This is a genomic window from Litorimonas haliclonae (assembly GCF_965138505.1).
In the GTDB taxonomy this organism is placed as follows: domain Bacteria; phylum Pseudomonadota; class Alphaproteobacteria; order Caulobacterales; family Maricaulaceae; genus Litorimonas; species Litorimonas haliclonae.
The window spans coordinates 136,851-159,684 of the sequence record NZ_CBCSCO010000005.1 but is presented as its reverse complement, the minus strand read 5'-3'; the positions used below and the strand labels follow the sequence as shown (position 1 = coordinate 159,684).

Annotated in this window: 25 protein-coding genes; 20 read left to right on the top strand and 5 right to left on the bottom strand. The window is 52.5% G+C overall.

Annotation, left to right across the window (positions count from 1 at the left end; translation table 11 throughout):
- Positions 1-14 precede the first annotated feature (14 nt).
- Genes murJ through ACNA05_RS11815 form a run of 3 tightly spaced genes read left to right on the top strand, consistent with a single transcriptional unit; the run spans position 15 to position 3,173 of the window.
- The gene (gene murJ, locus ACNA05_RS11825; protein WP_415811704.1) at positions 15-1,595 is read left to right on the top strand and encodes a murein biosynthesis integral membrane protein MurJ; all 1,581 of its coding nucleotides are present in this window, start codon (positions 15-17) and stop codon (positions 1,593-1,595) included.
- Positions 1,596-1,604: 9 nt separating this feature from the next.
- Complete coding sequence (gene trpS, locus ACNA05_RS11820) at positions 1,605-2,630, top strand: tryptophan--tRNA ligase (protein ID WP_415811703.1); 1,026 nt, start codon at positions 1,605-1,607, stop codon at positions 2,628-2,630.
- A 3-nt stretch (positions 2,631-2,633) separates the two neighbouring features.
- Positions 2,634-3,173, top strand: a complete 540-nt coding sequence (locus tag ACNA05_RS11815) for a copper chaperone PCu(A)C (protein ID WP_415811702.1) — start codon at positions 2,634-2,636, stop codon at positions 3,171-3,173.
- 15 nt (positions 3,174-3,188) lie between these two features.
- Here the strand turns inward: ACNA05_RS11815 and ACNA05_RS11810 are convergent, their stop codons facing one another.
- Both ACNA05_RS11810 and ACNA05_RS11805 read right to left on the bottom strand, forming a co-directional pair.
- Entirely contained in the window at positions 3,189-4,163 is a 975-nt protein-coding gene (locus ACNA05_RS11810) for a M48 family metalloprotease (RefSeq protein WP_415811701.1), read from the bottom strand.
- Complete coding sequence (locus ACNA05_RS11805) at positions 4,160-5,161, bottom strand: M48 family metalloprotease (protein ID WP_415811700.1); 1,002 nt, start codon at positions 5,159-5,161, stop codon at positions 4,160-4,162. Before ACNA05_RS11805 ends, ACNA05_RS11810 begins: the two co-directional genes overlap by 4 nt.
- A 77-nt stretch (positions 5,162-5,238) precedes the next feature.
- On the opposite strand from ACNA05_RS11805, the gene ACNA05_RS11800 reads away from it, so the two are divergent.
- The 5 genes from ACNA05_RS11800 to ACNA05_RS11780 all read left to right on the top strand — a co-directional run bounded on the left by ACNA05_RS11800 (position 5,239) and on the right by ACNA05_RS11780 (position 7,647).
- Positions 5,239-5,814, top strand: a complete 576-nt coding sequence (locus ACNA05_RS11800; RefSeq protein ID WP_415811699.1) for a NifU family protein — start codon at positions 5,239-5,241, stop codon at positions 5,812-5,814.
- Positions 5,815-6,429 carry a tRNA (adenosine(37)-N6)-threonylcarbamoyltransferase complex dimerization subunit type 1 TsaB gene (gene tsaB / locus ACNA05_RS11795; RefSeq protein WP_415811698.1) on the top strand — a complete coding sequence of 205 codons (615 nt, stop codon included), beginning with the start codon at positions 5,815-5,817 and terminating at the stop codon, positions 6,427-6,429.
- 32 nt (positions 6,430-6,461) lie between these two features.
- Positions 6,462-6,851, top strand: coding sequence for a GNAT family N-acetyltransferase (locus ACNA05_RS11790; protein ID WP_415811697.1), 390 nt, complete (start codon positions 6,462-6,464; stop codon positions 6,849-6,851).
- Positions 6,852-6,891: 40 nt separating this feature from the next.
- Positions 6,892-7,299, top strand: coding sequence for a Fur family transcriptional regulator (locus tag ACNA05_RS11785; protein ID WP_415811696.1), 408 nt, complete (start codon positions 6,892-6,894; stop codon positions 7,297-7,299).
- 123 nt (positions 7,300-7,422) lie between these two features.
- Positions 7,423-7,647, top strand: coding sequence for a hypothetical protein (locus tag ACNA05_RS11780; protein ID WP_415811695.1), 225 nt, complete (start codon positions 7,423-7,425; stop codon positions 7,645-7,647).
- 83 nt (positions 7,648-7,730) lie between these two features.
- Here ACNA05_RS11780 and ACNA05_RS11775 read toward each other — a convergent pair whose 3' ends face one another.
- The 3 genes from ACNA05_RS11775 to ACNA05_RS11765 form a co-directional block, all read right to left on the bottom strand.
- Positions 7,731-8,585, bottom strand: a complete 855-nt coding sequence (locus tag ACNA05_RS11775) for a UDP-2,3-diacylglucosamine diphosphatase (protein ID WP_415811694.1) — start codon at positions 8,583-8,585, stop codon at positions 7,731-7,733.
- A gap of 69 nt (positions 8,586-8,654) precedes the next feature.
- Positions 8,655-8,945 carry a type II toxin-antitoxin system RelE/ParE family toxin gene (locus ACNA05_RS11770; RefSeq protein ID WP_415811693.1) on the bottom strand — a complete coding sequence of 97 codons (291 nt, stop codon included), beginning with the start codon at positions 8,943-8,945 and terminating at the stop codon, positions 8,655-8,657.
- Positions 8,942-9,190 (bottom strand): CopG family ribbon-helix-helix protein, encoded by a 249-nt coding sequence (locus ACNA05_RS11765; RefSeq protein ID WP_415811692.1) that lies wholly within the window; start codon positions 9,188-9,190, stop codon positions 8,942-8,944. The genes ACNA05_RS11770 and ACNA05_RS11765 overlap by 4 nt, the downstream gene beginning before the upstream one ends.
- 99 nt (positions 9,191-9,289) lie before the next feature.
- On the opposite strand from ACNA05_RS11765, the gene miaB reads away from it, so the two are divergent.
- From miaB to ACNA05_RS11705, 12 genes are all read left to right on the top strand, one after another.
- Entirely contained in the window at positions 9,290-10,702 is a 1,413-nt protein-coding gene (miaB, locus tag ACNA05_RS11760; protein ID WP_415811691.1) for a tRNA (N6-isopentenyl adenosine(37)-C2)-methylthiotransferase MiaB, read from the top strand.
- 60 nt (positions 10,703-10,762) lie between these two features.
- Positions 10,763-12,220, top strand: coding sequence for a mechanosensitive ion channel family protein (locus ACNA05_RS11755; protein ID WP_415811690.1), 1,458 nt, complete (start codon positions 10,763-10,765; stop codon positions 12,218-12,220).
- Positions 12,221-12,313: 93 nt separating this feature from the next.
- The gene (locus ACNA05_RS11750; RefSeq protein ID WP_415811689.1) at positions 12,314-13,285 is read left to right on the top strand and encodes a PhoH family protein; all 972 of its coding nucleotides are present in this window, start codon (positions 12,314-12,316) and stop codon (positions 13,283-13,285) included.
- Between the two features lie 35 nt (positions 13,286-13,320).
- Entirely contained in the window at positions 13,321-13,782 is a 462-nt protein-coding gene (ybeY, locus tag ACNA05_RS11745; RefSeq protein ID WP_415811688.1) for an rRNA maturation RNase YbeY, read from the top strand.
- A gap of 6 nt (positions 13,783-13,788) precedes the next feature.
- Positions 13,789-14,703 carry a hemolysin family protein gene (locus ACNA05_RS11740; protein ID WP_415811687.1) on the top strand — a complete coding sequence of 305 codons (915 nt, stop codon included), beginning with the start codon at positions 13,789-13,791 and terminating at the stop codon, positions 14,701-14,703.
- 26 nt (positions 14,704-14,729) lie between these two features.
- Positions 14,730-16,385: an apolipoprotein N-acyltransferase gene (gene lnt / locus ACNA05_RS11735; protein WP_415811686.1), complete on the top strand. Its 1,656-nt coding sequence runs from the start codon at positions 14,730-14,732 to the stop codon at positions 16,383-16,385.
- A 61-nt stretch (positions 16,386-16,446) separates the two neighbouring features.
- Positions 16,447-16,878, top strand: coding sequence for a helix-turn-helix domain-containing protein (locus ACNA05_RS11730; RefSeq protein ID WP_415811685.1), 432 nt, complete (start codon positions 16,447-16,449; stop codon positions 16,876-16,878).
- A 76-nt stretch (positions 16,879-16,954) separates the two neighbouring features.
- Entirely contained in the window at positions 16,955-17,632 is a 678-nt protein-coding gene (trmB, locus tag ACNA05_RS11725; RefSeq protein ID WP_415811684.1) for a tRNA (guanosine(46)-N7)-methyltransferase TrmB, read from the top strand.
- 80 nt (positions 17,633-17,712) lie between these two features.
- Positions 17,713-19,077 carry a mechanosensitive ion channel domain-containing protein gene (locus ACNA05_RS11720; protein WP_415811683.1) on the top strand — a complete coding sequence of 455 codons (1,365 nt, stop codon included), beginning with the start codon at positions 17,713-17,715 and terminating at the stop codon, positions 19,075-19,077.
- A gap of 97 nt (positions 19,078-19,174) precedes the next feature.
- Complete coding sequence (locus tag ACNA05_RS11715; protein WP_415811682.1) at positions 19,175-20,563, top strand: vanadium-dependent haloperoxidase; 1,389 nt, start codon at positions 19,175-19,177, stop codon at positions 20,561-20,563.
- A gap of 4 nt (positions 20,564-20,567) precedes the next feature.
- On the top strand, positions 20,568-21,836 hold the full coding sequence (locus ACNA05_RS11710; protein ID WP_415811681.1) for a hypothetical protein: 1,269 nt from the start codon (positions 20,568-20,570) through the stop codon (positions 21,834-21,836).
- Between the two features lie 233 nt (positions 21,837-22,069).
- Positions 22,070-22,690: an NYN domain-containing protein gene (locus ACNA05_RS11705; RefSeq protein WP_415811680.1), complete on the top strand. Its 621-nt coding sequence runs from the start codon at positions 22,070-22,072 to the stop codon at positions 22,688-22,690.
- Positions 22,691-22,834 lie beyond the last annotated feature (144 nt).

Sequence of the window (22,834 nt, the reverse complement as noted above, 5' to 3'; positions counted from 1 at the left end):
GAGACGAAGACGCGATGAAAGAACAGCGCCTTTTAAAATCCACGGCTATTATTGCCTCGCTGACTTTGGTCAGCCGCCTCTTGGGCCTGGCACGGGATATTCTCATTGCCGGGTTTCTCGGGGCGGGCGCCGTCAGTGATGCATTTTTTACCGCCTTCAAATTGCCCAACGTATTTCGCCGCATGTTTGCTGAAGGCGCGTTTAATGCGGCTTTTGTTCCTCTTTACGCCAAACGCATTGAGCAAGAGAGCGAGGCCGCCGCGGACGAATTCGCATCCGAGACGCTGGCCGCGCTTTTTGTAACCGTCGCCGCTCTCGTCATTCTGTTTGAGCTAACCATGCCGTGGTCGCTCAATATAATCGGCGGCGGGCTGGATAAATCACCCCGCGCTGACGGAATTGAGCCGTACTACCTGGCAGTAACCTATGCTTGGATTACGATGCCTTATCTTCTGTTTATGTCGATGGCGGCGCTGTTCTCCGGAATATTGAATACGCGGAACCTTTTTGGAGTCGCTGCTGCCGTTCCGATTATTCTGAATATATTTATGATTAGCGCTTTGATGGGTCTCCCATTTTTAGGGGTCGGGAAACCGGGTTTAGGAATGGGCCTCGCCGTCGCCGTGACCCTCTCGGGAATCGCCCAGATGAGCGCCGTTCTCTGGGCATGCCGAAAAGCCGGCGTTAAAATCGGCCTGCGCCGCCCGCGCTTGACACCGGGCGTTAAACGCCTTGTGGTTTTAGGGGTGCCAGGTCTCCTTTCGGCCGGTATTACCCAAATTAATCTATTAGTCTCTCACACCATTGCGACCTTTCGAGACAGTGCCGCAAGCTGGCTAACTTACGCGGATCGACTTTATCAACTGCCCCTCGGCATGATCGGGATTGCCATGGGTGTCGCCCTCCTTCCGGCCCTGTCGCGCCGTCTTCGCGCAGGCGATGAAATCGGCGCGAGAAACTCCTTCAACCGGGGGATAGAAATCGCGGCTTTCCTAACCCTGCCTGCGGCAGTCGCACTTTTTGTCATACCAGAAGTTTTAATTGCCGGATTATATCAACGCGGGGAATTTGTGCCGGAGACAACCTTTCAGGTCGCGAAAGCTCTACGTTATTTCGCGTTAGGCCTTCCGGCTTTCGTGTTGATAAAAGTTCTGACGCCCGCCTTTTTTGCCCGGGAAAACACCAAAGCGCCTATGGTCTACGCCGCAATTTCAGCCATCGTGAATATCGTTTTAGGCCTTATTTTATTCCACCGCATCGGATTTGAGGGCCTGGCGCTTGCGACGTCTATTGCGGCTTGGGTAAATGTTTTCTGCCTGTCCCGCTCGCTTTTTAAAAACACTCATCTGGACCCGGATGAACGCTTGCTCTCCCGTCTGCCGCGCATCGCATTGGCGAGCGCGTTGATGGGTATAGGACTCTGGCTATCTTTGCCCTTCCTCCCGGATTTTGAGAATTTTGGATTATTCATGGATCTTGTTCTGCTCGCCATTATTTGCGGCGCGGGCGGGATGTTTTATATTATTGCCGCTATGGTATTGCGGGCTTTCGGGGTCAGTGATATTCGCGACGCGTTTTCCCGCAAGAGTGCATAAGGATAAATTGTGACAGACCAAACCTCTTATCAGGGGCCCGACAGGGTCTTTTCCGGCGTTCAGCCTTCCGGCGCTTTGCATCTTGGGAATTATCTCGGCGCACTCAAAAAGTTCGTCGACCTTCAGGACGAGATGGAATGTATTTATACAATTGTTGACCTTCATGCGATCACCGTCTGGCAAGATCCTAAGCAGCTATCCAAACAGACCCGAGAAATCGCGGCGGCTTTCCTCGCCTCTGGCGTCGATCCGAAAAAAGCGATTGTTTACAATCAGTCTGCGGTTCGGGCCCATACCGAACTGGCGTGGTATTTTAATTGTGTCGCGCGGACGGGCTGGGTCAACCGGATGACACAATTCAAAGATAAAGCTGGGAAAAATGCCGAGAAGGCGTCTGTTGGCTTATATACTTATCCCGTTCTGCAGGCCGCTGATATTTTGGCCTTTAAGGGGACGCATGTACCTGTAGGCGAAGACCAAAAACAACATCTGGAACTTTCGCGGGATATTGCGGCAAAATTCAACCATGATTTCGACGTAAATTTCTTTCCGCTCCCGAAACCCCTCATCAAAGGCGCTGGTGCCCGAGTGATGAGCCTGCGCGACGGCACATCAAAGATGTCCAAATCTGACCCGTCGGATAATTCCCGTATTAACCTGACGGATAGTGCCGATATGATTTCAAAAAAAATCCGAAAGGCCAAAACTGACGGCGGCCTGATGCCGGAAACCATGGAGGAAATGGAAGACCGGCCCGAGGTTAAAAACCTGGTTGGCATTTATGCCGCATTGTCGGAGCGCAAAGACGCTGACATTGTCAAAGAGTATGCCGGACAGGGGTTTGGCACGTTTAAACCGGCTCTGGCCGATTTGGCCGTAGAAACCCTTGCCCCAATCACGGAGTTAATGAACCGCTATCTGGCCGCGCCGGATGAGCTGGATCGAATTTTATCAAATGCGGCCGATAGGGCCTCTGAAATTGCCGATCCGATTGTCGCCGATGTGCGGCGTATCATCGGATTTACTGGAGCTTAAAAAATGAAGCATTTAATTCTATCGGCGTCTGTTATCGCTGTTTCAACCTTCACCTTGGCGGCGTGCGAAAATGCGTCCGACCACGCTGAAACAGACCATACAAATGCTGATCACAGCGCCGCCTCACATAATACGGAAACTGGAATTGAGGTTAGCGATGCCTTTATCCGGCCGCCGCTTCCAGGACGGGACGTCGCCGCCGCTTATTTTGATCTTTCAAATTCAGGTGAGGCTGACAGACTTATTTCCGCAGAAAGCAATATCAGCGAAAATGTAGAAATCCACACGCACACCATGGAAGACGGCGTGATGAAGATGCGCCGGATTGACGGTGTTGATCTGCCTGCCGGAGAAACTGTCAGCTTTGAGCCCGGCAGTTACCATTTGATGATGTTCGGGGCGAATATCCCGGAAGGCGTCGAAGACGTCTCTGTTACGCTGAAATATGAATCGGCCGAACCAATGATGCTTACAGTTCCACTTGGCGAGCCTAGCGAAGAAATGGACATGAAAGACGGTATGGACCACGGGTCCGGCCATTAGACCCGGAATTTACAACTAATTAAATTCTAAAACCTGATCGGCCCGTTTCAGTTCTCTGATGCGGGCCTGTTCTTGTCTGAAATTCTCATAGCGCTCTATAATTGTGGGATGGCTGTCTGAATCGTCCTGAAGGCTGCGGTGCGGATGGGCAGCATCTGCCCAATAAGCAATTGCGGTTTCGATGTCATATCCTGCCCGGTCCATCAGGACGAGCGCCATACGATCTGCTTCCAATTCCAAATCTCTGGTGGGCGCCTCATTTAAATGCCCTGCTATCGCATGGGCCATTTCATGCGCGACGATGAGGGCCAGGTTTACGTCATCCGGTACATTTCGCATCAATTCCGACGTGACGTAAACCTCGCGCCCATCGGTATACCCGTTTATGTCTTGCGAATAAAATACGGTGGTCTGATAGTCACAGGCCGTTTGGGGCTGTAAACTGGTTTCATAGTCATGACCCGCCGGAGTCCGCAACGTTATTTTGCTCTCGGCGCCGTCAAAGGCCCCGCGTGACAATGCGTCGTAGAACTGGGTCATTGTCCGCCCGCCAGGAATGCCTTGGCCGCCCAATCGCAAAATGCGGTCGCCGGTTTGAATGTCCGCTTTTTCAGCAGGAGAATCGCGGCGCACGCTCCTTACATAAATAGCATTTGGCTCCACCCCCATTAAAGCCTGCGCCGCGCCGCGCATCTGCTCTGGATAGTCCTCAAGGGTGTGCGTTCGAAACCCCGGGTCTCGGAACGTCTCCGCGCAGAGAGACGCATTGGCCGAACGTAGCGGCGCACTCACCCGGTCTAGCCGATCATTCATTTGGCGATATTCGGCGAGTACGGTTTCAAAGTTCCCTGCCACTGAACGCTCTGTCGGGAGATCCGGCACGAGAGACTTTACATCTTCTTCGTCCGCATCGGGCCCGCCCTCAGCGCTCGGGGCGGAGCAGGCTAAAAGCCCAATCGCCAAAATTGCGGTGAGAACCGGTCGGATCACGATGCGTTTCCGGATTTGGAGTCAGACGTTTTGAAATTGGGAACGAGCGGCTCGCCTGCCTCTTCCTTGGCCTTTATTTCAGCTCGCGCCGCCGCCAAGCGGAGGTACCGATCCGGGAAAGTTGGGTGGGTTTTAGCGCGTCCGACATGTCGCGGTTCCGTTTTGGCCAAGCGCCTCCAGAAATCTTCGACACCGTCAACACCATATCCGGCCCGGCGGGAATAATAGAGACCCACATAATCAGCTTCGGATTCAAACGGACGGGTATAGCGGGTGGCAAAGCCCGAAAGGATAAAATTACCAATAATCTTTCGGATATGTCCCATCGTATTATGAGCCAGTTCATGCCCGACAATCAAAGCTAATTCCTCGTCATTTTCAACGAATGTCATCATGCCGGTCGTAACCGTAATATTACGGCCGTCGGCATAGGCATTGACGTCTGAGCTCTGTTTCAAGCGCAAGCGATAGGCGCAAGCCATGTCCGGAGTGACGCGGAGCGGAAGCTTGTCTTCACCGCGGTCTAAGGTCAGCCTCTTTTTGTCTTCGAGCGCTTTTTGAATATCACGCATATCGAGGTCATCACCATCAGCGTTGCGAATGATGTCGCCCCGCTTCAAACCAATTTTCGCCGCAGGACTGTCCGGCGCAATGTGGAATATTTCGGTGTCCTCACCGACGCCTAATTCCCGCCGCGCACCGCCGCGAAGGCGTTTCTCATAATTTTCCTCCTCATGGGTGAACACGCCAATATTCGGCCCGGTTTTAGGACAGAGGCCCTGATTTGCGAGCAAGATGGGTCGTCCGACCCGTATCAGACGGCCTGCCATTTCGTCCCATTCCGTGAGGGCTAATTTTTCTTGGGCCTGTTTTTCAGCCTTTAAATCAGCGGCAGCTATACTTGGTAGCCGTGTATCCAATCCAGCGCATCCCGAGAGCGGGGCCAGTAAAAGGGCCGAAAGCGCCGGGACGGCCAATAATCGGGCGGGATTTAACATGTATTAACTCATGCAAATTTGCGCGTGCGGCGTCAATGCGTCTTGAACAGACACGGACAAAGGGCCACATAGAGGCTATGTTTATACAGACCGAAGATACGCCCAATCCAGCGACCCTGAAATTCCTGCCCGGACGGGATGTTGTCGGCAGCGAGGGCAAGATGCTCGAATTCGCCCGCGGCGAAGATATATCGCGCGCGCCTCTGGCTGAAATGCTGTTCATGATACCGGATGTTGAGCGAGTGTTTTTCGGCACAGATTATGTCTCTGTCACCCGGGTTGACGACGCGCAGTGGAAGCACCTGAAACCCGCCGTTCTCGGCGCAATTATGGATTTTTATGTCGCTGGCGGCAAACCGCTTCTGGAACAAATTCAGGAGTCCGAAGCCGAAGACCGCGTCTATGAAGGCGAAACGCTGGAAATCGTCGAGCAAATCAAGGAATTGATCGAGCTTCGCGTTCGCCCTGCCGTAGCGCAGGATGGCGGCGATATTGTGTTTCGCCATTTCGACGATGATGACGGGTCTGTCTATCTGGAGATGCGCGGCGCTTGTGCCGGCTGTCCCAGCTCGACCATGACGCTCAAAAGCGGGATCGAAAACCTGCTGAAACATTATGTCCCCGAAGTGACCCGCGTTGAACAGGCAATCTAATTGCTGACTCTGGGGCTGGATACGACAGGCAAGGCCTGCTCTGCGGCCCTGGTGGATGAAGGGCGCATTATCGCGCACGCCTCTGAACCGATCGGACGCGGCCACGCCGAACGCCTCGCGCCTCTTGTCAAAGACATGATTTATCACGCCGGACGCAATATTTCTGACGTTTCGCGTGTCGGGGTTTGCACAGGTCCCGGTAGTTTCACCGGACAACGCGTGGCGCTGTCTTTTGCCAAAGGCTTTGCCTTGCCGCGAAAGCTCCCGGTTATTGGGTTGTCGTCTTTAGAAATTTGGGCGCGACAAGCCGATCCCGAAAAAAGAAAATTAATCGTCAGCGTCGCGGATGTGCGGCGCGGCGAACTCTGTTGGGCCGCGTGGAAAAATGGAAGACTTGAAATTCCGCCCGTTACTCAAAAAGTCGACGAAGCCGAGACCCTGATAGACGCGCTGACTCCGGACAGGGTTATGCGGGATCAACCGATTTCTACCGTTATTTTAGCGTGGCTCGCTCAACATGAAACGCCTCAGAGCGCGCCCGCTTTGCCGCTTTATTCGCGGGGGCCGGATGCAAAACTGCCCGGCGGCGTCACCCCGCCCTCCGCCGCGCAATGATACGTTATCTTGGGCCTTCCGATGCGCCCGCCATGTCCACAATACACCGAAAGTCTTTCTCCGCCGGATGGCCGCCAGCAGAAATGCGCCTTCATATAGACAAAGACTTGTGTCTTGGCCTCGGCGACCCGCTCTCTGCCTTTATTCTGGTGCAAATTGGGGGCGACCAAGCCGATATCCTAACCATAGCGACTCACCCCGAGCACCGCCGGAAAGGGTTGGCGAAGCAGCTCCTGTCCCAGGCAGAAACCATCTTGCGTGAACAAGAGGTGCAGACACTTTTCTTGGACGTGTCAGAGTTAAATGACAGCGCAAAATCTCTCTATAAAGCCTGCGGTTATCAGGCGGTAGGACGGAGGCCTCGATATTACCGCACGCCTGCCGGGCGGGTCGCGTCGATTACCTTTTCAAAATCCCTATAAGCCTCTGGACGGCGGAGGATATGGGTAGTAAACCCAAATCATGCCAAATTGGATTGAAAAAAAATGTGCAGAACGCGGGCTCCGGATGACGGATCAGCGCCGTATCATCGCGCAGGTTCTGTCTGATGCAGATGACCATCCTGACGCCGAAGAGCTTTACGCCCGCGCCTCGGATAAGGATCCGAATATTTCGCTCGCGACCGTTTACCGGACCGTACGCCTCTTTGCCGATGCCAATATTATCGAAACCCATGATTTCCGCGATGGCCGCGCACGCTACGAAACCGCTGACGCCGACCATCATGATCATCTGATTGATGTCTCCTCCGGCGAAGTGATTGAGTTCATGGATGAAGAGATTGAAAAGCTACAGCACAGGATTGCAGAAAAGCTCGGCTATGAACTCGTCGATCATCGGTTGGAACTTTACGGGAAAAAGAAGAAATAGGGTTTGCCCGAGGCTCCGGCCAGGCGGCCTCTAAGGGCCTTTTTACTGACGCCTCTATTTTATATCCTTTGCTGCCTTCTGCCTGTTTATATATGGAATTTTTATATTTCTAAGACCCCCATAATGGGCGGAAAAGATATAGAAAACCTGTTAAGCTGGGGCAAAATAATTATAGTTTATGGCGGGATAATTATTTATACCTGCCTACTGTTTTTAAGTCCCGTTTATTTTCTCGCCAGGCGCACGCGTTTCGAACATCCGATCCTGCCAATAGGATTAGGTTTTGCGGTGACGGCTGTCGCATGCTTACTTATGGGAAACCCAATTAATTTGGCCTTCTTTATTTAAGTTCTTTCAGGAACATTCTCAGGCCTAATATTTTGGCGGCTATATTCCGGCAAATGGTGGGGCCGGATAGAGACGTCCTGACTTCACTCCGCCGCCAAGAGCGCCTCAGCGTCCCTTAATTCCTTCTCGAAATAAGCCTCATCCAATTCCCGCTGGCCGTGAGGCTGTGTGTGCAGGATTTCCCAGCGCCCGTCATGATGCTCGACCAGCGCAGTGCAGCTTTCGACCCAGTCGCCGTCATTCATATAGGTAATGCCGTCAATCTCGCGCATTTCCGCGACATGGATATGGCCGCAAATCGCGCCGTCAAAGCCTTTACGCTGACAGTAATCGGCGACCTGTTCTTCGAAGCTGTGAATAAAGTTCATCGCCCGTTTGGTTCGCTTTTTCAGACTTTTGGACAATGACCAGTAAGGTAGGCCGAGCTTGCGCCGGATGAAGTTCAGCTTCGTGTTCACCCAGAGCAAAAGGTTATAGGCGTTATCGCCCAGATGCATGATCCATTTGCGGTCGGCGCGCATCAGCCCGTCAAACATATCGCCGTGAACAACCAGATATCGTTTGCCGTCCTCGCCGATATGGACTTCGCGATTGGAAATCTTGACCTCACCGAAATTGACTTTGAATTTCAGAAAGCCGCGCAGAAATTCGTCATGGTTTCCGGCGATATACCGGACATCGCTCCCGCGCTTGCTCGCCGTCAGAATGCGGCGGATGACATTGGTGTGCGCCTGCGGCCAGAACCATTTCTTCTTGAGCCGCCAGCCATCGATAATATCCCCGACCAGATAGAGCGTCTCGGCATTATGATGTTTGAGAAAATCACAGAGCGCGTCGGCCTGACAGCCCTTGGAGCCGAGATGGACATCGGAAATAAACATCGCCCGATAATCCGGTTTCGGAAAAGTCTTTTTCGAAGCTTTGCGAGGCGTCCCCATACTCCGCGCCCTAAGGGGAGTCTGTGACGTAAGTGTGACGATAAATTAACGTTGATTGTCACATTAAAATTAGGGCCATTCTTCCTCTGTCCAATTCTGGGCAGAATGGATTATCCGTCGAATGGTGATATCTGTTTCAGACAATTTATACGCAATAATGAAAGATGTTTTTGAAACTGATTTTTCATACAACCCCTCCATTCGTCCCGGACGCCCGATTGGGCGCTTTGCAAGCATTCGAACCGTTTCATCAATTCTCTCGGCAACCAGAATTGCTGCACTTTTACTTTCTGCTGAAATAAATGAAAGATTTCGGTCAATGTCGTTTAGGGCTGTTTCAGCCCAGATTACTTGCCTCATCCGCCGCGCGCCGTTTTATATAACCTTTTCATAGCCTCCTCATGGGACACGACTCGGCCTGCTTGAATATCTGCTTCGGCGCGCTCAAGACCTTCAATTATTTCCAGCTCACTCGCAACATAAGCAGAGATTGCTTTGCCTGCCAGGAAGGATTTGGACCGCTGCGTATGACCCGCTAGTTTTATGAGGTCGTCCTCGACTGTTTTAGGAAGACGGACGGAAACTGTAGTCGATTGTGTGCTCATGTATACATATTACTACAACCCTCCAGAACTGCAAAGCAATTATTGCTTCGGAGCGTGTCTCGCCCTATAGGCCGCCCACAAACATCAGTGAGAACAATCATGACGACGTCACCCCGTGAAAAAAACGCGCCCCGTGATGTTAACGAAGCCGCCATCATCGCGGCCAAGTCTGACATCGCATCCGGCAAAAATTCCAAAAAAGTATTCATCAAGACCTATGGCTGTCAGATGAATGTTTATGACAGCGAGCGCATGGCCGATGTGCTGTCGCCGATTGGTTACGCCCCAACCGACGCGCCGGATCACGCCGACCTTGTCATTCTCAACACATGCCACATTCGCGAAAAGGCCGCCGAGAAAGTCTATTCCGAGCTTGGCCGCATCCGGAAATATAAAGAAACCAACAAACCCGATATGAAGGTTGCCGTGGCGGGCTGCGTCGCCCAGGCCGAAGGCGCAGAAATTATGTCCCGCGCCCCCGTGGTCGATATGGTGCTCGGCCCGCAAACTTATCACAAGCTCCCGGAAATGATTGCCAAGGTGCATCGCGGCACAGGTCAGCTTCTGGAAACCGAGTTTGATACGCTGGAAAAATTCGACGAATTGCCCGAGCTGCGCCAGCCCAAAGGCTTCTCCAGCTTTCTGACCATTCAGGAAGGCTGCGATAAATTTTGCACCTTCTGCGTGGTGCCCTATACGCGAGGCGCCGAAGTCAGCCGGTCTGTCGCCCATGTCGTGGCCGAAGCGAGGCAGCTCGCCGCCCATGGCGTTCGCGAAATCACCCTCATCGGACAAAATGTGAATGCCTATAACGGCCTAGGCGAAGACGGCAAGGAATGGACGCTGGGCCAATTAATTCGTCATGTCGCTTTGATAGGCGGAATTGACCGTATTCGTTTCACCACGTCTCATCCGCGCGACATGGATGATGATCTGATTGAGACTTTGGGCAATGAACCAAAATTAATGCCTTATCTGCATCTGCCAATTCAGGCGGGGTCGAACAAGGTTCTCCACGCCATGAATCGCGGCCATACCTATGCCGAGTATAAAGAATTAATTGCGAAAATCCGCGCGGCCCGTCCTGACATTGCATTGTCCGGTGATTTTATTGTCGGCTTCCCCGGCGAGACCGAGACCGATTTTCAGCAAACAATGAAATGCGTTGAAGAAATCGGCTATGGCAGTTCGTTTTCATTTAAATATTCCGTTCGCCCCGGCACGCCGGGCGCCGGTCTGCCGCGTCAGGTTCCCGAAGACGAGAAACAGGACCGTCTCGTCCGCTTGCAAGCGCTGCTTTATCAACAGCAGCAGGATTTCAATAAATCCCTTATAGGACAGACCTTGTCTGTTCTGGTTGAGGGCGTCGGCCGGAAGGATGATCAACTCTTTGGCCGCAGTCCGTATTTGCAAGGCACGCATTTTGACGGACCCAAAGATCTGGTCGGTCAAATTGTAAATGTAAAAATTACGGATGCGGGACGGAACTCCCTTGTTGGAGAACTGGCATGATAACAAAAGCTTGAGTAAATGCCGCTTGCACGCCGGAATTAGTTCCTTAAAACTAATTCCATGCAAGATACATTCCAAGACACTCCGCAAACCGAGACGCAGGACGCGCCCCCTCCGCCGCAAGTCGCAGACGAAAACGGCGAGGAACTGGCCAATCAAACTCCGCAGGAAATCTTTGCCGATATGCGGGATTGGGCGATGGACACTTGGGATCAACTTTTATCTCTGTCGACGATTTGGCAGATTCTCGCGGTAATTGCCGCGATCGGTCTTGGCTGGGTCGCCTCGCGCAAACCACAAAAGAGTCTAGAAGCCCGCCGGGACAAACGCGACAGCACTGATATTCTCTACCGCATCTATAATGCTCTGGCCGGCGTGATGTGGCCGGTTTGCATTGTTGTTTTCCTGTGGGTCGCCGTTCTAATTTTCGGCGCCGCCGGTTTGCCGGATGATATTCTGCGCATCGTCGCCAGCCTGACCAATGCGGCGATAATTGTGCGCCTTTTGACAAAGAATATGGCGGAGGGGCCACTTCGTACCCTGATTGCTCTGACGGCTTGGGGGCTTGCCGCGCTCTATATCCTGAAACTTCTGGATCCCGTCACAAACGCTCTGGATAGCGCGGCCCTCTCCGTCGGGGGTACGCGAATTTCAATCTTACAAGTCATCACCAGCGCCATTCTGGCGATCGGCGCGCTTTGGGTGGGCCGGATTGCGGGCGACGCAGCGCAAAGCCAGCTGCGTTCTTCTGAAAGGCTGAACCCCTCCATGTCCGGCCTTCTCGGTCAGGTGGCCAAGATCAGCCTAATGATATTGGCTGTCATACTGGCTCTCGGCTCTGTTGGCATACCACTGACCGCCTTTGCCGTGATTGCCTCTGCCGTGGGTGTTGGTATCGGTCTGGGTCTTCAATCGATTTTCGCGAACTTTATTTCGGGCATTATTATCCTGTTCGAGAAAACGATTAAAGTCGGCGATTTTGTGGAGCTTCAATCCGGCGTGCGCGGGCAAGTACGGGAAATAAATATCCGGTCCTCCCTCGTCACCACAAATGACAATGTCGATATTCTCGTCCCGAACGAAGAATTTATCAAAGCCCAGGTTATCAACTGGACACTTCGCGATCCGCGTCGGCGCCTTCGCATTCCGTTTGGCGTTGCCTATGGCATCGATAAAGACGTGGTCAAAAAGGCCGCTCTGGAAGCCGCCGAAGCTGTCGAGTGGACCGACCTTGACCGGGAGGAGCACAAACCTCAGGTCTGGCTCACCGAATTTGGCGATTCCAGTCTGAATTTCGCTCTGGTTGTCTGGCTGAAAGACAGTGCTGTAAAACGCCCGTCACGCGTCGAAGCCGACTACAATTGGGAGCTTCATACGGCTCTGGCGAAATACGATCTCGAAATTCCGTTCCCGCAGCGCGATATCAATATCCGCCAACCTGCTGAACTCACCGTGCGTATGGCGGACGGCCCGAACAAGGACGAGAAGAAAAAAGTCGAGAAGAAGCCGAAAGACTAGAGCTTTCGTGTGATTGGACTCGCACTGGCTGATTCATAAAACGAATACAGAATCGCTCTCGCCTTTTGCGGTCATCCCCCCTATCTAGGGGTTATGTCGAAACAAACAGAAATCCTTGAATTTAGCGATGCTGACCTTGTACGCCGGCTTTGCGGCCCGAACCACGCCAATCTGGCGCTGATTGAGGAAGCCTTTGGCGTCTATCTCGAGGCTCCGGGCACGGACGTCCATATCAATGGCGACGCGCCGAGCCGGGCGCGGGCCGGAGAGCTTATCAAGGAAATCTATCAGCGTCTGGAGCGTGGCTGGCCATGCGGACCATCCGACATTCGCGCGCTTATCCGCGCTATGGGCAAGGGCAAGGTCAAAGCCGCCAGCGTTGAAGCCATTATCCCGTTTCCGCGCCGCTCGCCGATTGTGCCGAAAACGCCGCGTCAGGAAAAATTTATCAACGCCATGCGTGATGACACGATTATCTTTGGCGTCGGCCCGGCCGGGACCGGGAAAACCTTTCTTGCCACCGCTTATGGGGCGTCATTGCTCGCGCGCGGCGAAGTGGCCCGATTTATTGCCTGCCGTCCCGCTGTCGAGGCAGGCGAACGCCTCGGCTTCCTCCCGGGCGATCTGAACGAAAAAGTTGATCCTTACATGCAGCCTATTTGGGACGCGCTTCACATGGTGTTGGGCCGAGACGAAGTTGATCGCCGCAAAGCCGCCGGAGATATAGAAGTCGCGCCGCTCGCTTTTATGCGCGGGCGGACCCTCGCTGATGCCTTTGTTGTAATTGACGAAGCCCAAAACGCCACTATCCCGCAAATGAAAATGGTGCTGACGCGATTGGGCGAACGGGCGAAATATGCGGTCACCGGCGACCCAAGCCAGTCTGACTTGCCCTATAATCAAACCTCCGGTCTGGCTCATGCATTGACCATTCTGGGTGACATCAAAGGTATCAGTCAGATTGAATTTCTGGCCAGCGATGTGGTGCGCCATCCTCTAGTGGGTAAAATCGTCAATGCTTATGAAAAAGACGCCAAGCCCGCCGAGACTAAGCGCAAGGATTAGAAACCCCGTCGGCTTAGTCCGAAATTATCAAGCTCATGACGCCTCTACCCTTCGAAATTGACATTTCTCATCAAACACAAGATTGGCCGGACTGCGACCTATTGGTGCAAAAGGCGATCACGTCGGTTTGGAACGTTCTGACTGTGCCGCGCGCAGGCGAATTGTCTGTGGCTCTGTCCAATAATGAGCAGGTGCAGGCCTTAAACCGGGATTATCGGAATAAAGACAAACCCACCAACGTGCTCTCCTTCCCAGTCGCGGAACCAACCCCACTGCTTGGCGATATTGTTTTGGCCCTTGAAACCGTGCAAAGAGAGGCGAAAGAAAAATCGATTTCCTTTGAGGATCATTTAACGCATTTGGTCATTCACGGTTTTTTACATCTTCAAGGCTATGACCACGAAAAAGACGACGACGCCAAAATCATGGAAGCCTTTGAAATCCGCGCTTTGAGCGCATTGGCGATTGACAATCCTTATGAAACTGACGAATTTTAGACAATTATGAGTGACGCACCCTCTGAACCCGGACTTTTGACCCGCCTTTTTAGTCGGTCAGCCCCCGAGGATACGCCGGAATCCGAAGACGGAGACAGTCCCTCGGGACGATCAGCCCAACACCAGGAATTGATGATGAGTGCGGCGGAGCGGTTTCACCTGCTCCGAGTGGACGATGTTATGGTGCCCCGCGCCAATATTGTGGCCGTGGAAAACGGCGCAACCCTCACTGAATTATCTCAAGCCCTGAAAGACGCAGGCCATTCCCGACTTCCGGTTTACAAAGAAACGCTCGATGATCCTGTCGGCATGGTTCACATCAAAGACGTGCTGCCCTATTTAATGCTCAACGCCAAAGGGCGCTCGGGCAAAACCTACCCGAATAAAAAGGTTATCCAATATATCCGCCGTCCGGTTTTATTTGTGCCGCCCTCTATGCTCGCTCAGGATCTTTTACGGCGGATGCAGGCGCGCCGGTCCCACATGGCGATTGTTGTCGATGAATATGGCGGCACAGATGGTCTGGTGACGATTGAGGATCTTATTGAACCGATTGTCGGCGATATTGACGATGAGCATGACGAGCTGGAGCCTAAGGTTCAGCGGGTTGCCGGACAGAACGGACAAATTGTCTGGGAAGCCGACGCCCGCATTTCTATTGATAGCTTCGAAGAAACATTAGGCCGGGAATTTGCCACCCCGGACGAAGAAGAAGATGTCGACACATTAGGCGGACTTGTATTCACCATGGCCGGGCGCGTGCCGGAACGCGGCGAAATTATCAAACATGCCGATGGTTTGGAGTTTGAAATTACAGACGCCGATCCGCGCCGGGTTAAAAGCCTTCGCATTACCGACACTCGCGACGACGAGTCGGATTCATTCGAGGATTCGGACGCGCCTATTCTGCCTGTGACTTGATTTAATTTTCTTAAAGCGATTCCTAAATGAGTGACAAAGCCGCCCCCCATCCGAACCCGCCCTCTCTTCTGAGAACCTCCGGATGGTCAGGTCGATTTGCCAGTTTTGCCCTTGGGGGACTTTGCGTTCTGGGGCAGGCCCCATTGCAATTTTGGCCGCTCGCCCTGATGGGCTTTGCTCTGTTATTTGTGCGCCTTCAATGGGCGTCCACGGCAGATAAGCCTGGACGAGCCGGCTTCGGAACGGCCTTTTGGTTTGGGCTGGGGTATTTCGGTCTAGGCGTTTTTTGGATCGGTGAAGCGTTTATCGCGCGCGGCGCGGCCTTTATTCCGCTTATGGTTCCAATGGTTTTGGGACTTGCGGCGCTTTTATCGCTCCTTTGGGGAGTTGCCGGATGGGCTGTTGCCAAAGGTCGGTTCACGCCCGGATGGGCGCATCTTGCTTTCATTAGTTTTTTCGCCCTCGCCGAATATGTGCGCGGCCATTTATTTGGCGGCTTCCCCTGGAATATGCCTGGTTATATTTTCCCGGCGGGCGGAGCGTTCTCACAAGGCGCGGCCCTCTGGACTATATATGGTCAGACCGTTTTGGTTTTTGGTCTGAGCGCCGCTTTGGCCAGCGCGGTTTTCTCGTCAAAAAAGTTTGTACCCGCTTTTGCCTTCGCCCTTGTTCTCGCCGGGCTTTACGGCTTTGGCTCTCTCAGATTGTCCAATGCGGCCATAACGATGCAAGATGATGTAACCCTCCGGCTTGTTTCGGTCCCGTTTAACCAAGCCGACAAGTTTGAGGGTCAAAAGAGCAATCAAATCGTGGAAGCGTTCATCGCGGAAAGCTTAGTTCAGGAAAAAACGGGGCCCGATACCGCCCGCCTTCAAGATGTCACCCACATCATTTGGCCCGAAGGCGCGATTAACGGACTGGCGATGGAGAACCAAGCTTTTCTGAATTATGCGGGCGAGAATCTCGCAGCGCGGCTTGACGGCGATCTCCCCGTCTGGATTTTTAATTCCTTGCGACTGGAGCAGCGTTGGAATCCAAGAACCAAAAGCAAGGTAGATGATTATTATAATAGTTCGGTCGCCATGACATTTAATTCTCAAGGCGTTCCAACAATCGCTAATTTTAATGACAAGAAACGTCTTGTCCCATTTGGCGAGTTTATTCCCTTTGGGAAATGGATGGAGAGCATGAATGTACCGGTTATTTCAACCTCGCTTCTGTCTATCTCCTCGGCCAAAAAGAAGACACTGACGCAATATCCGGGCCTCCCCTGGGGCAGCCCGCAAATTTGCTATGAAATCATTTTTCCAGGCCTGACGCCGCATCCAAACGGCCAGCCAAAACCTGAATTTATCCTCAATCAATCGAATGATGCGTGGTTTGGGCAGAGTTGGGGACCGGAGCAACATGCCAATATTGCGCGCTACCGCGCTATCGAAGAAGGCCTGCCTTTGGTCCGCGCCGCCTCAAATGGAGTCACAGGGGTCATTGACCCATATGGACGAATTATTGCCCAAACCGAAAAAAGTTTTTCTTCGCACATTGACAGCCCCCTCCCTAAACCATTGAAGTTTCAACTAAGTTCGAGGGTGGCAGTTTTTGCCATTTTCTTGATAATTTTGTCAATATCGCTATTATGTTTCCTATTCGGGCGATCTAGGAGCAGGCTCGCCATAGTTTAACGTTCGACCCAAATCCGGTGGGGGCACCACAGGCACCGAACATTTAAGGGAAGCATTTATTGTGAAAGATCCGAAACACGCGCCGCGCGCCGCCAATCCGGTGGATGTGCATGTTGGCACGCGCCTGCGTTTGCGCCGCCAAATTCTGAAAATGAGCCAGGAAAAACTGGGCGACAAATTAGGTGTCACGTTTCAACAAGTTCAGAAATATGAACGCGGATCAAATCGGGTGGGGGCCAGCCGTCTCTGGAAAATTTCACAGGTACTGGATGTGCCGATTAATTTCTTTTTTGACGGATTATCTGACAGCTACAAAGCCGGACAATTTGCCGAAGATGATCAAATGCCAATCGTCTATGATTTCATCAACAGCACGGATGGTGTCTCTCTGGCCAAAGCGGTCAGTCAGATTAGATCAAAAGCCGTTCGCCGTCAGCTCTTGGAGCTAGCCCGCGCCATGGCCAAGGCCAGCGAAGGCGACGAAGAAGAATAATAGCCAAAGCCGTCTCTTCTCCCTTGTCTGAACAACCCTCTGGTTTTCCTGCAGGGGTTTCGCTATGGGCGCGCCCATGACTTATAACCGCGAAACCGAACAGTTCCGAACCTTTGGGCGAACCAAAGGCCGGGCGCTGACACGCACCCAACAAGAGGTGATGGAGCGGATCTATCCGAAAGTCCGATGGGACAGCGAAAAAGATGGGCAGATGAAAAGAGAGCGCCCTCTTTGGCTTGAAGTCGGCTTCGGCGCAGGCGAACATCTCGCCCATCAGGGCGGCCTAAATCCGGATGTTGATATTCTAGGGGCGGAGCCCTTTCTCAACGGCGTGGCCAAAGCCGTCTACCATATAGATAAAAATAACTTGTCGAATATTCGTCTCTATCAAGGAGATGTCCGCACAGTTTTGAAGGGTTTAAAAGATAATTCCCTCGACCGCGCCTTTGTCTTATTTCCCGACCCGTGGACCAAGACCCGCCACCACAAACGCCGATTGATAAATGAAGAGTTTCTGGCGGAAATCCACCGCGTCTTAAAACCGGGCGCCGAGTTTCGGTTTGCCAGCGACATTATTCATTATGTGGACTGGACTCTGACACGGGTCTACAAAATGGGCGGCTTTGACTGGCCCGCGAAATCAATTGATGACTGGCGCGTCCCCCCGCATGACTGGTGCAACACGCGATATGAAGCCAAGGCAAAGCGCGAAGGCCGCGAATGTCATTATTTCCGGTTCGTCAAGCGCGGATAAATTAACAAAATCCGTCTTGCCTGAAACCGTTTCGCGGTTCAGACATTGTATTCGTTTCTACAATTAGTTCACGGATGCCCATGCGCGCTTTTATTTTCGCCCTCATTTTATTTTTTACGGCTCAAATTCCCGTTTACGCTCAGGATGCCGCAGAGCCTCAGGCCACGATTGACGCGGAAGACACAACACAGTCAGATCAAAAGATAGAACAGCGTCTCTCCTCAATTTTTGAAAAAGTCACCGGCACGGAAGACGTGCAAGTTGATGTTAGCGCGGGCGTGGTTACCCTCTCCGGCGACGTTGCGAATGAAACGGCGGCGCGCGACGCGATGGATATTGCCACACGAACCGACGGAGTCGTTACGGTTGAAGACGATATAAACCGGACACTTGACGTTCGCGGAAATGTTGCCCCGGTCCTGCAAGGGTTTCAGGATGATTTACGTAATATCTACCGCGCTTTGCCGCTTATAGTTCTGTCTTTAGTTGTCTTTATTGCCTTTGGCTTGTTCGGCGGATGGCTGGCGCGGAGGAAGCCACTTTGGCAACGCGTCTCCCCCAATCCCTTTCTGGCAGAAATCGTGGCGCAGATTGTCCGCCTTGCTTTTTGGGCCGTCGGCGCAATTATCGCGCTCAATCTGATCGGGGCGTCCAGCCTTATTGCGACCATTCTCGGCGGCGCGGGCGTCGTCGGCATTGCGATTGGTTTTGCCGTACGCGACAGTCTGGAAAATTACATCTCCTCTATTATGCTCAGCTTGAGGCAACCTTTTCGCGCCCAAGACCATGTCGTTATTAACGACCTTGAAGGTATTGTTGTGCGCCTTACGTCACGCGCGACAATCCTGATGACCTTAGAAGGCAATCACCTTCGCATTCCAAACTCCACCGTCTTCAAAGGCACAATCCTGAATTACACAACTAATCCAGAACGGCGGTTTGATTTTGAAATCGGTGTAGACGGCGCAGACGATCCAGTAGCCGCCATGCAAACAGGGTTGAAGGCGATGAAGACCCATGTCTTTGTTTTGAGCGACCCTCAACCGGGAGCGGTAATCAAAACCGTGGGCGACTCTAATATTGTTATCTTCTTCTTCGGCTGGATAGATCAAACCGCTACGGATTTTGGTAAAGCGCGAAGTTACGCTATCCGATCCGTGATAAATGTCCTCGACGAGGCAGGCTTTACCATGCCCGAGCCTATCTATAGATTACGCTTTGACGGGGATCTGAAAGCCGCCGGGGATAAATTATTGTCTTCTCCGAACAAAGACGGCTCTAAAACAGCCTCCCTCTCTGAGAAAGCGCCAAAAGCCCCGTCGATTAACACTGAGGCTTCACTTGTGGATGTGTCCAAAGATACGCATTTAGAGGAAAAGGTTGCAGAGGAACGCCAACAGACAGGCGATGATGATTTGCTCGACGAAAACAAACCCAAAGAATAGGTAGGCCCGCTACCGCGCTTGCATTTTTAATTTGCATTAACCCCTCTTTAGACTTTGTTAGCCATAAATCGCCTTGATTCTACGGGGACTGATTTGCATGGCGGTAACGCGACGACATCTATTAAAGAGCGCAGCCTGTCTGGCCGCCGCGCCAGTGGCGGGCCTGTCCAGCGGGTGCACCGCGCCGCTCGGCACGCGCCAATCCTATCTGACGCAAGTTCTCGCGCCGAGAAATTACAACGTCATTTTCCATTGGCTCGACGTCATCATGCAGCAAGTGCGCGATCAGCGTATCGCGCCGCCTCGCGCCGCCTACAATTTCGGCATGCCTCTCGCCGCTGGTTTTCTGGCGGCGAACTCCATTACCCGCACTTACGGCGAGCCCTATAATATCGGTTGGGGGCCTTATGACGCCGATCCGCAAGTGGCTTATGTGGCCGCGTTTACGACAGCGGCCTCTGAAGTGTTTCAACAGCCATTTGTCGTCGAGCGCGCACAATATTTCAATTCCATTCCGGGCAGTCAGGCAAAATCAAACGGCATGGAGTGGGGGCGTAAAGTCGGCTTGAAAGTTGTCAGAATGCGGACGAATGACGGGTCAGAGCCGAGCGAAGTTAATTACTATTTGAATAGATACAAACAACGCAATGACGCGCTGGCTTGGAAGCCCACCGGACCTTTTTATTCGGCCACGCCCGGCCCGGCATTTGACAGTTTCGCACGCGCGGCTTTCCCCGGGCACGGCGCCATTACCCCGTGGACAATGCGTAGTGGTTCGCAATTCCGCGTCTCGAATTTTTACCATCCCGCCAGCCCTGAATTTGCGGCTGAATTTAAATATATCCGCGATATAGGTGGAAGTCAGAGCCGAATCCGTACGCCGGAACAGTCTGAAATCGCCATGTTCTGGGAGGACGGCCCCTGGGGGATTACGCCGCCCGGTCACTTCCTCTATCTTGCGGCGCAGGCGCTACAGCATAAACCGATGTCTTTCATCGAGCTGGCCAAAGCCTTTGCCCTGTTAGGTATGACCCAATGCGACGCATCGATTTGTGCGTGGGATAATAAATACGCCCACGATATTATCCGCCCGGAAAGTTCCATTCGCGTGCGTGCGCCGCAATTCCAAAATCCGGATCCGGACGTGCGAGTTACGCCGAATTGGCAAAGTTATATCCCCACGCCAAATTTTCCCGCCTACACGTCGGGTCATTCGACCTTCGGCGCCGCGGCCGCAGAAATGCTGACATTGATTTTGGGCCGAGAAGATGTGGCTTTGTCCGGTAAAGTTCCCGACGAAGTTATTTGGCCTCAATTAAAAGGCGTCGTCCGTCATTGGAGAAACATTCGTCACGCGGCAGAAGAAAACGGCATCAGCCGTTTATATGGCGGCGTGCATTGGGAGCTGGACCATAAAAACGGGATGCGCTCCGGCGGAGATTTGGCCCGCCATGCGTTTACCACAATGTTTCCGAGGATCGGATAGAGAGATGAAAACGGTATTCAAACTGATTTTTCCTGCTCTCGCCGCCTTCGTCGCAACGGGTTGTTCTAACCCTTATGATTTCGCGACGCAAAAAATGCAGGCGCACAATCAGCCTTACGCCGCGCCCCAAGGCTATGGCGCTTACGGCTATCAGCCCCCTCATCAGCCTGGATATTATCCCGTTCAAAACGGAAATGCGCCTCAATATGCAAACCCTCAGACCGCCGCTCAATTAGGGCTTAGGGGCGGGCCGCAACAAGAATATGCGCCGAGGAATTACGCAAATAGAGGGTATGGGTATAATAGAGCTTATCAGGCCCGCGCCGGCGCTCCTCGCCGCTCGTTAATTAATTTGAATTATGAAACGCTCAACTTCTTCGAGGCGCCGCTGGCCAAGGAAATCGGCGACACCACATTCCTGCTGCGCGGCCGGGTCGATACCCCGCTGAGCTATAGCTTTAAAAATGACAATGATCTCGACGCCTCGGTCGAAGGCAATTTCCAAATCAGCGCCGAGACGCAGCTGCCTAACCGCCTCACTTTGGGCGCGCTTTACGCCGGGAGCGGCATTGAAAATAACGGCGTCGATTATGACGACCAGGTCGCTGTCTTTGCGGGCGGGAGCTGGGGCACCGTCTTTGGCGGTAATGTCTCTAACCTCGTTTTTGAGAACACGCGGCGCCGGCGCGGCGCTTCAACGCTCGAACTTGAAGGCAGCAATACACTTGGCACGCTCGCCAATTGGAGCGGAGGCTATCAAGGCCGTTACGGCCCCATGGTGGTGAGCGGGTTATACGATGAAGACGACAACTACGATATTGGCGTCAGCGTTCAGCGGCCTATGGGCAATAAAGACTACCGCCTCTCCGCCCGTCACAATACGGGGCAGTTTACAGCGGCAGACGGGTTGACCGAAATCGACACCCGCGCAGTCAGCGCCGTCGGTGAATATGTCTATGGCAGCACGCGATACGATATCGGCGCGGGTTATGAGGAACTGGAAAACAACGGCGATCAAGCCGACCGCTGGTTCACCTCCGCCGGAATAAACACCAAAAAAGGCGTCTGGAGCTTCTCCGCCGAAGGCCATTACGGCGAAATAGACGGCAAAGAAGAAAAATCCGCACTCATCGGCGTGCGCTACGACATCGCCAGAGGGTTAGCCGCCACAGCGGCGCTGGATTATCAGGATCGGCAAATCTCAATCGACGGAGTGAATTATATCAACACCAAAGACACACGCGGCGTGATCGCGTTGAGTTATGGGTTTTAGGATACAAATTTATAATCAATAGGTCGCTATTCTCACCAAATGTCTCTAATAAACGAACAGTTTCTGTAAACTAGGAGCAATCACTAATTGTTACATTTACATTAAATCTGAATGCCGTTAGTTGACTATTAAGAGTTTATGACTCATATGCTTCTCACGATCCCTTACGGTTTACCGTGAGGCCCCCATGAGACAGTTTTCTGGCTTGTGGGGTTTTTTTTTGGAATTTTACTATGCGTGTAGCCGCCTATGTTGATGGATATAATGTTTATCATGCTATCAAAAACACACGCCAAAACCATCATAAATGGTGTGACTTAAAAGGCTTGTTACAGAATTTTTTATTGCCAGGCCGGGAAACATTAGTTGAAACTCATTATTTTAGTGCTTTAGCTCACTGGAAGCCAGTACAGATGGCTAGGCATCGTCTCTATATAGCAGCGCTTGAAAGCACAGGCGTACAAACACACTTAGCTAGATTTTCGGAAAAAACTCGTAGTTGTCGCACTTGTGGATCATCATGGACTTCACATGAAGAAAAAGAGACCGACGTTAAATTGGCCGTTCATCTTCTTAAAGACGCCGCTCTAAACAAATTTGACAGAGCCTTGATAGTGTCACGAGACTCAGATCTTGTGCCAGCGGCCAAAGTCTTCAAAGAGCTCTATCCAGATAAAGAGCTCAAAGTTGTTGCGCCATATGCCGCTGGTCACAGTACAGAAATGCTTAATATCTGTGATGGAAAGCATAAAATTCAAAGAAAGCATCATGAAAGATTCCTCCTTCCGGCAACAATAACTCTCGAATCAGGACGGATAATTGAAAGACCAAACAGATATAACCCCCCTTCTTGATATGGTACACATCCCCTCTTGCCAAACGCGCGTAACTCGCCTACATATCGATCAACAAAAAGACGCCAACCGCACAGGATGCGGAACAGGCGGCCCCCAAGGGGCCGTTTTTTTTATGCCTTGAAACGGCTCACATCCTGACGC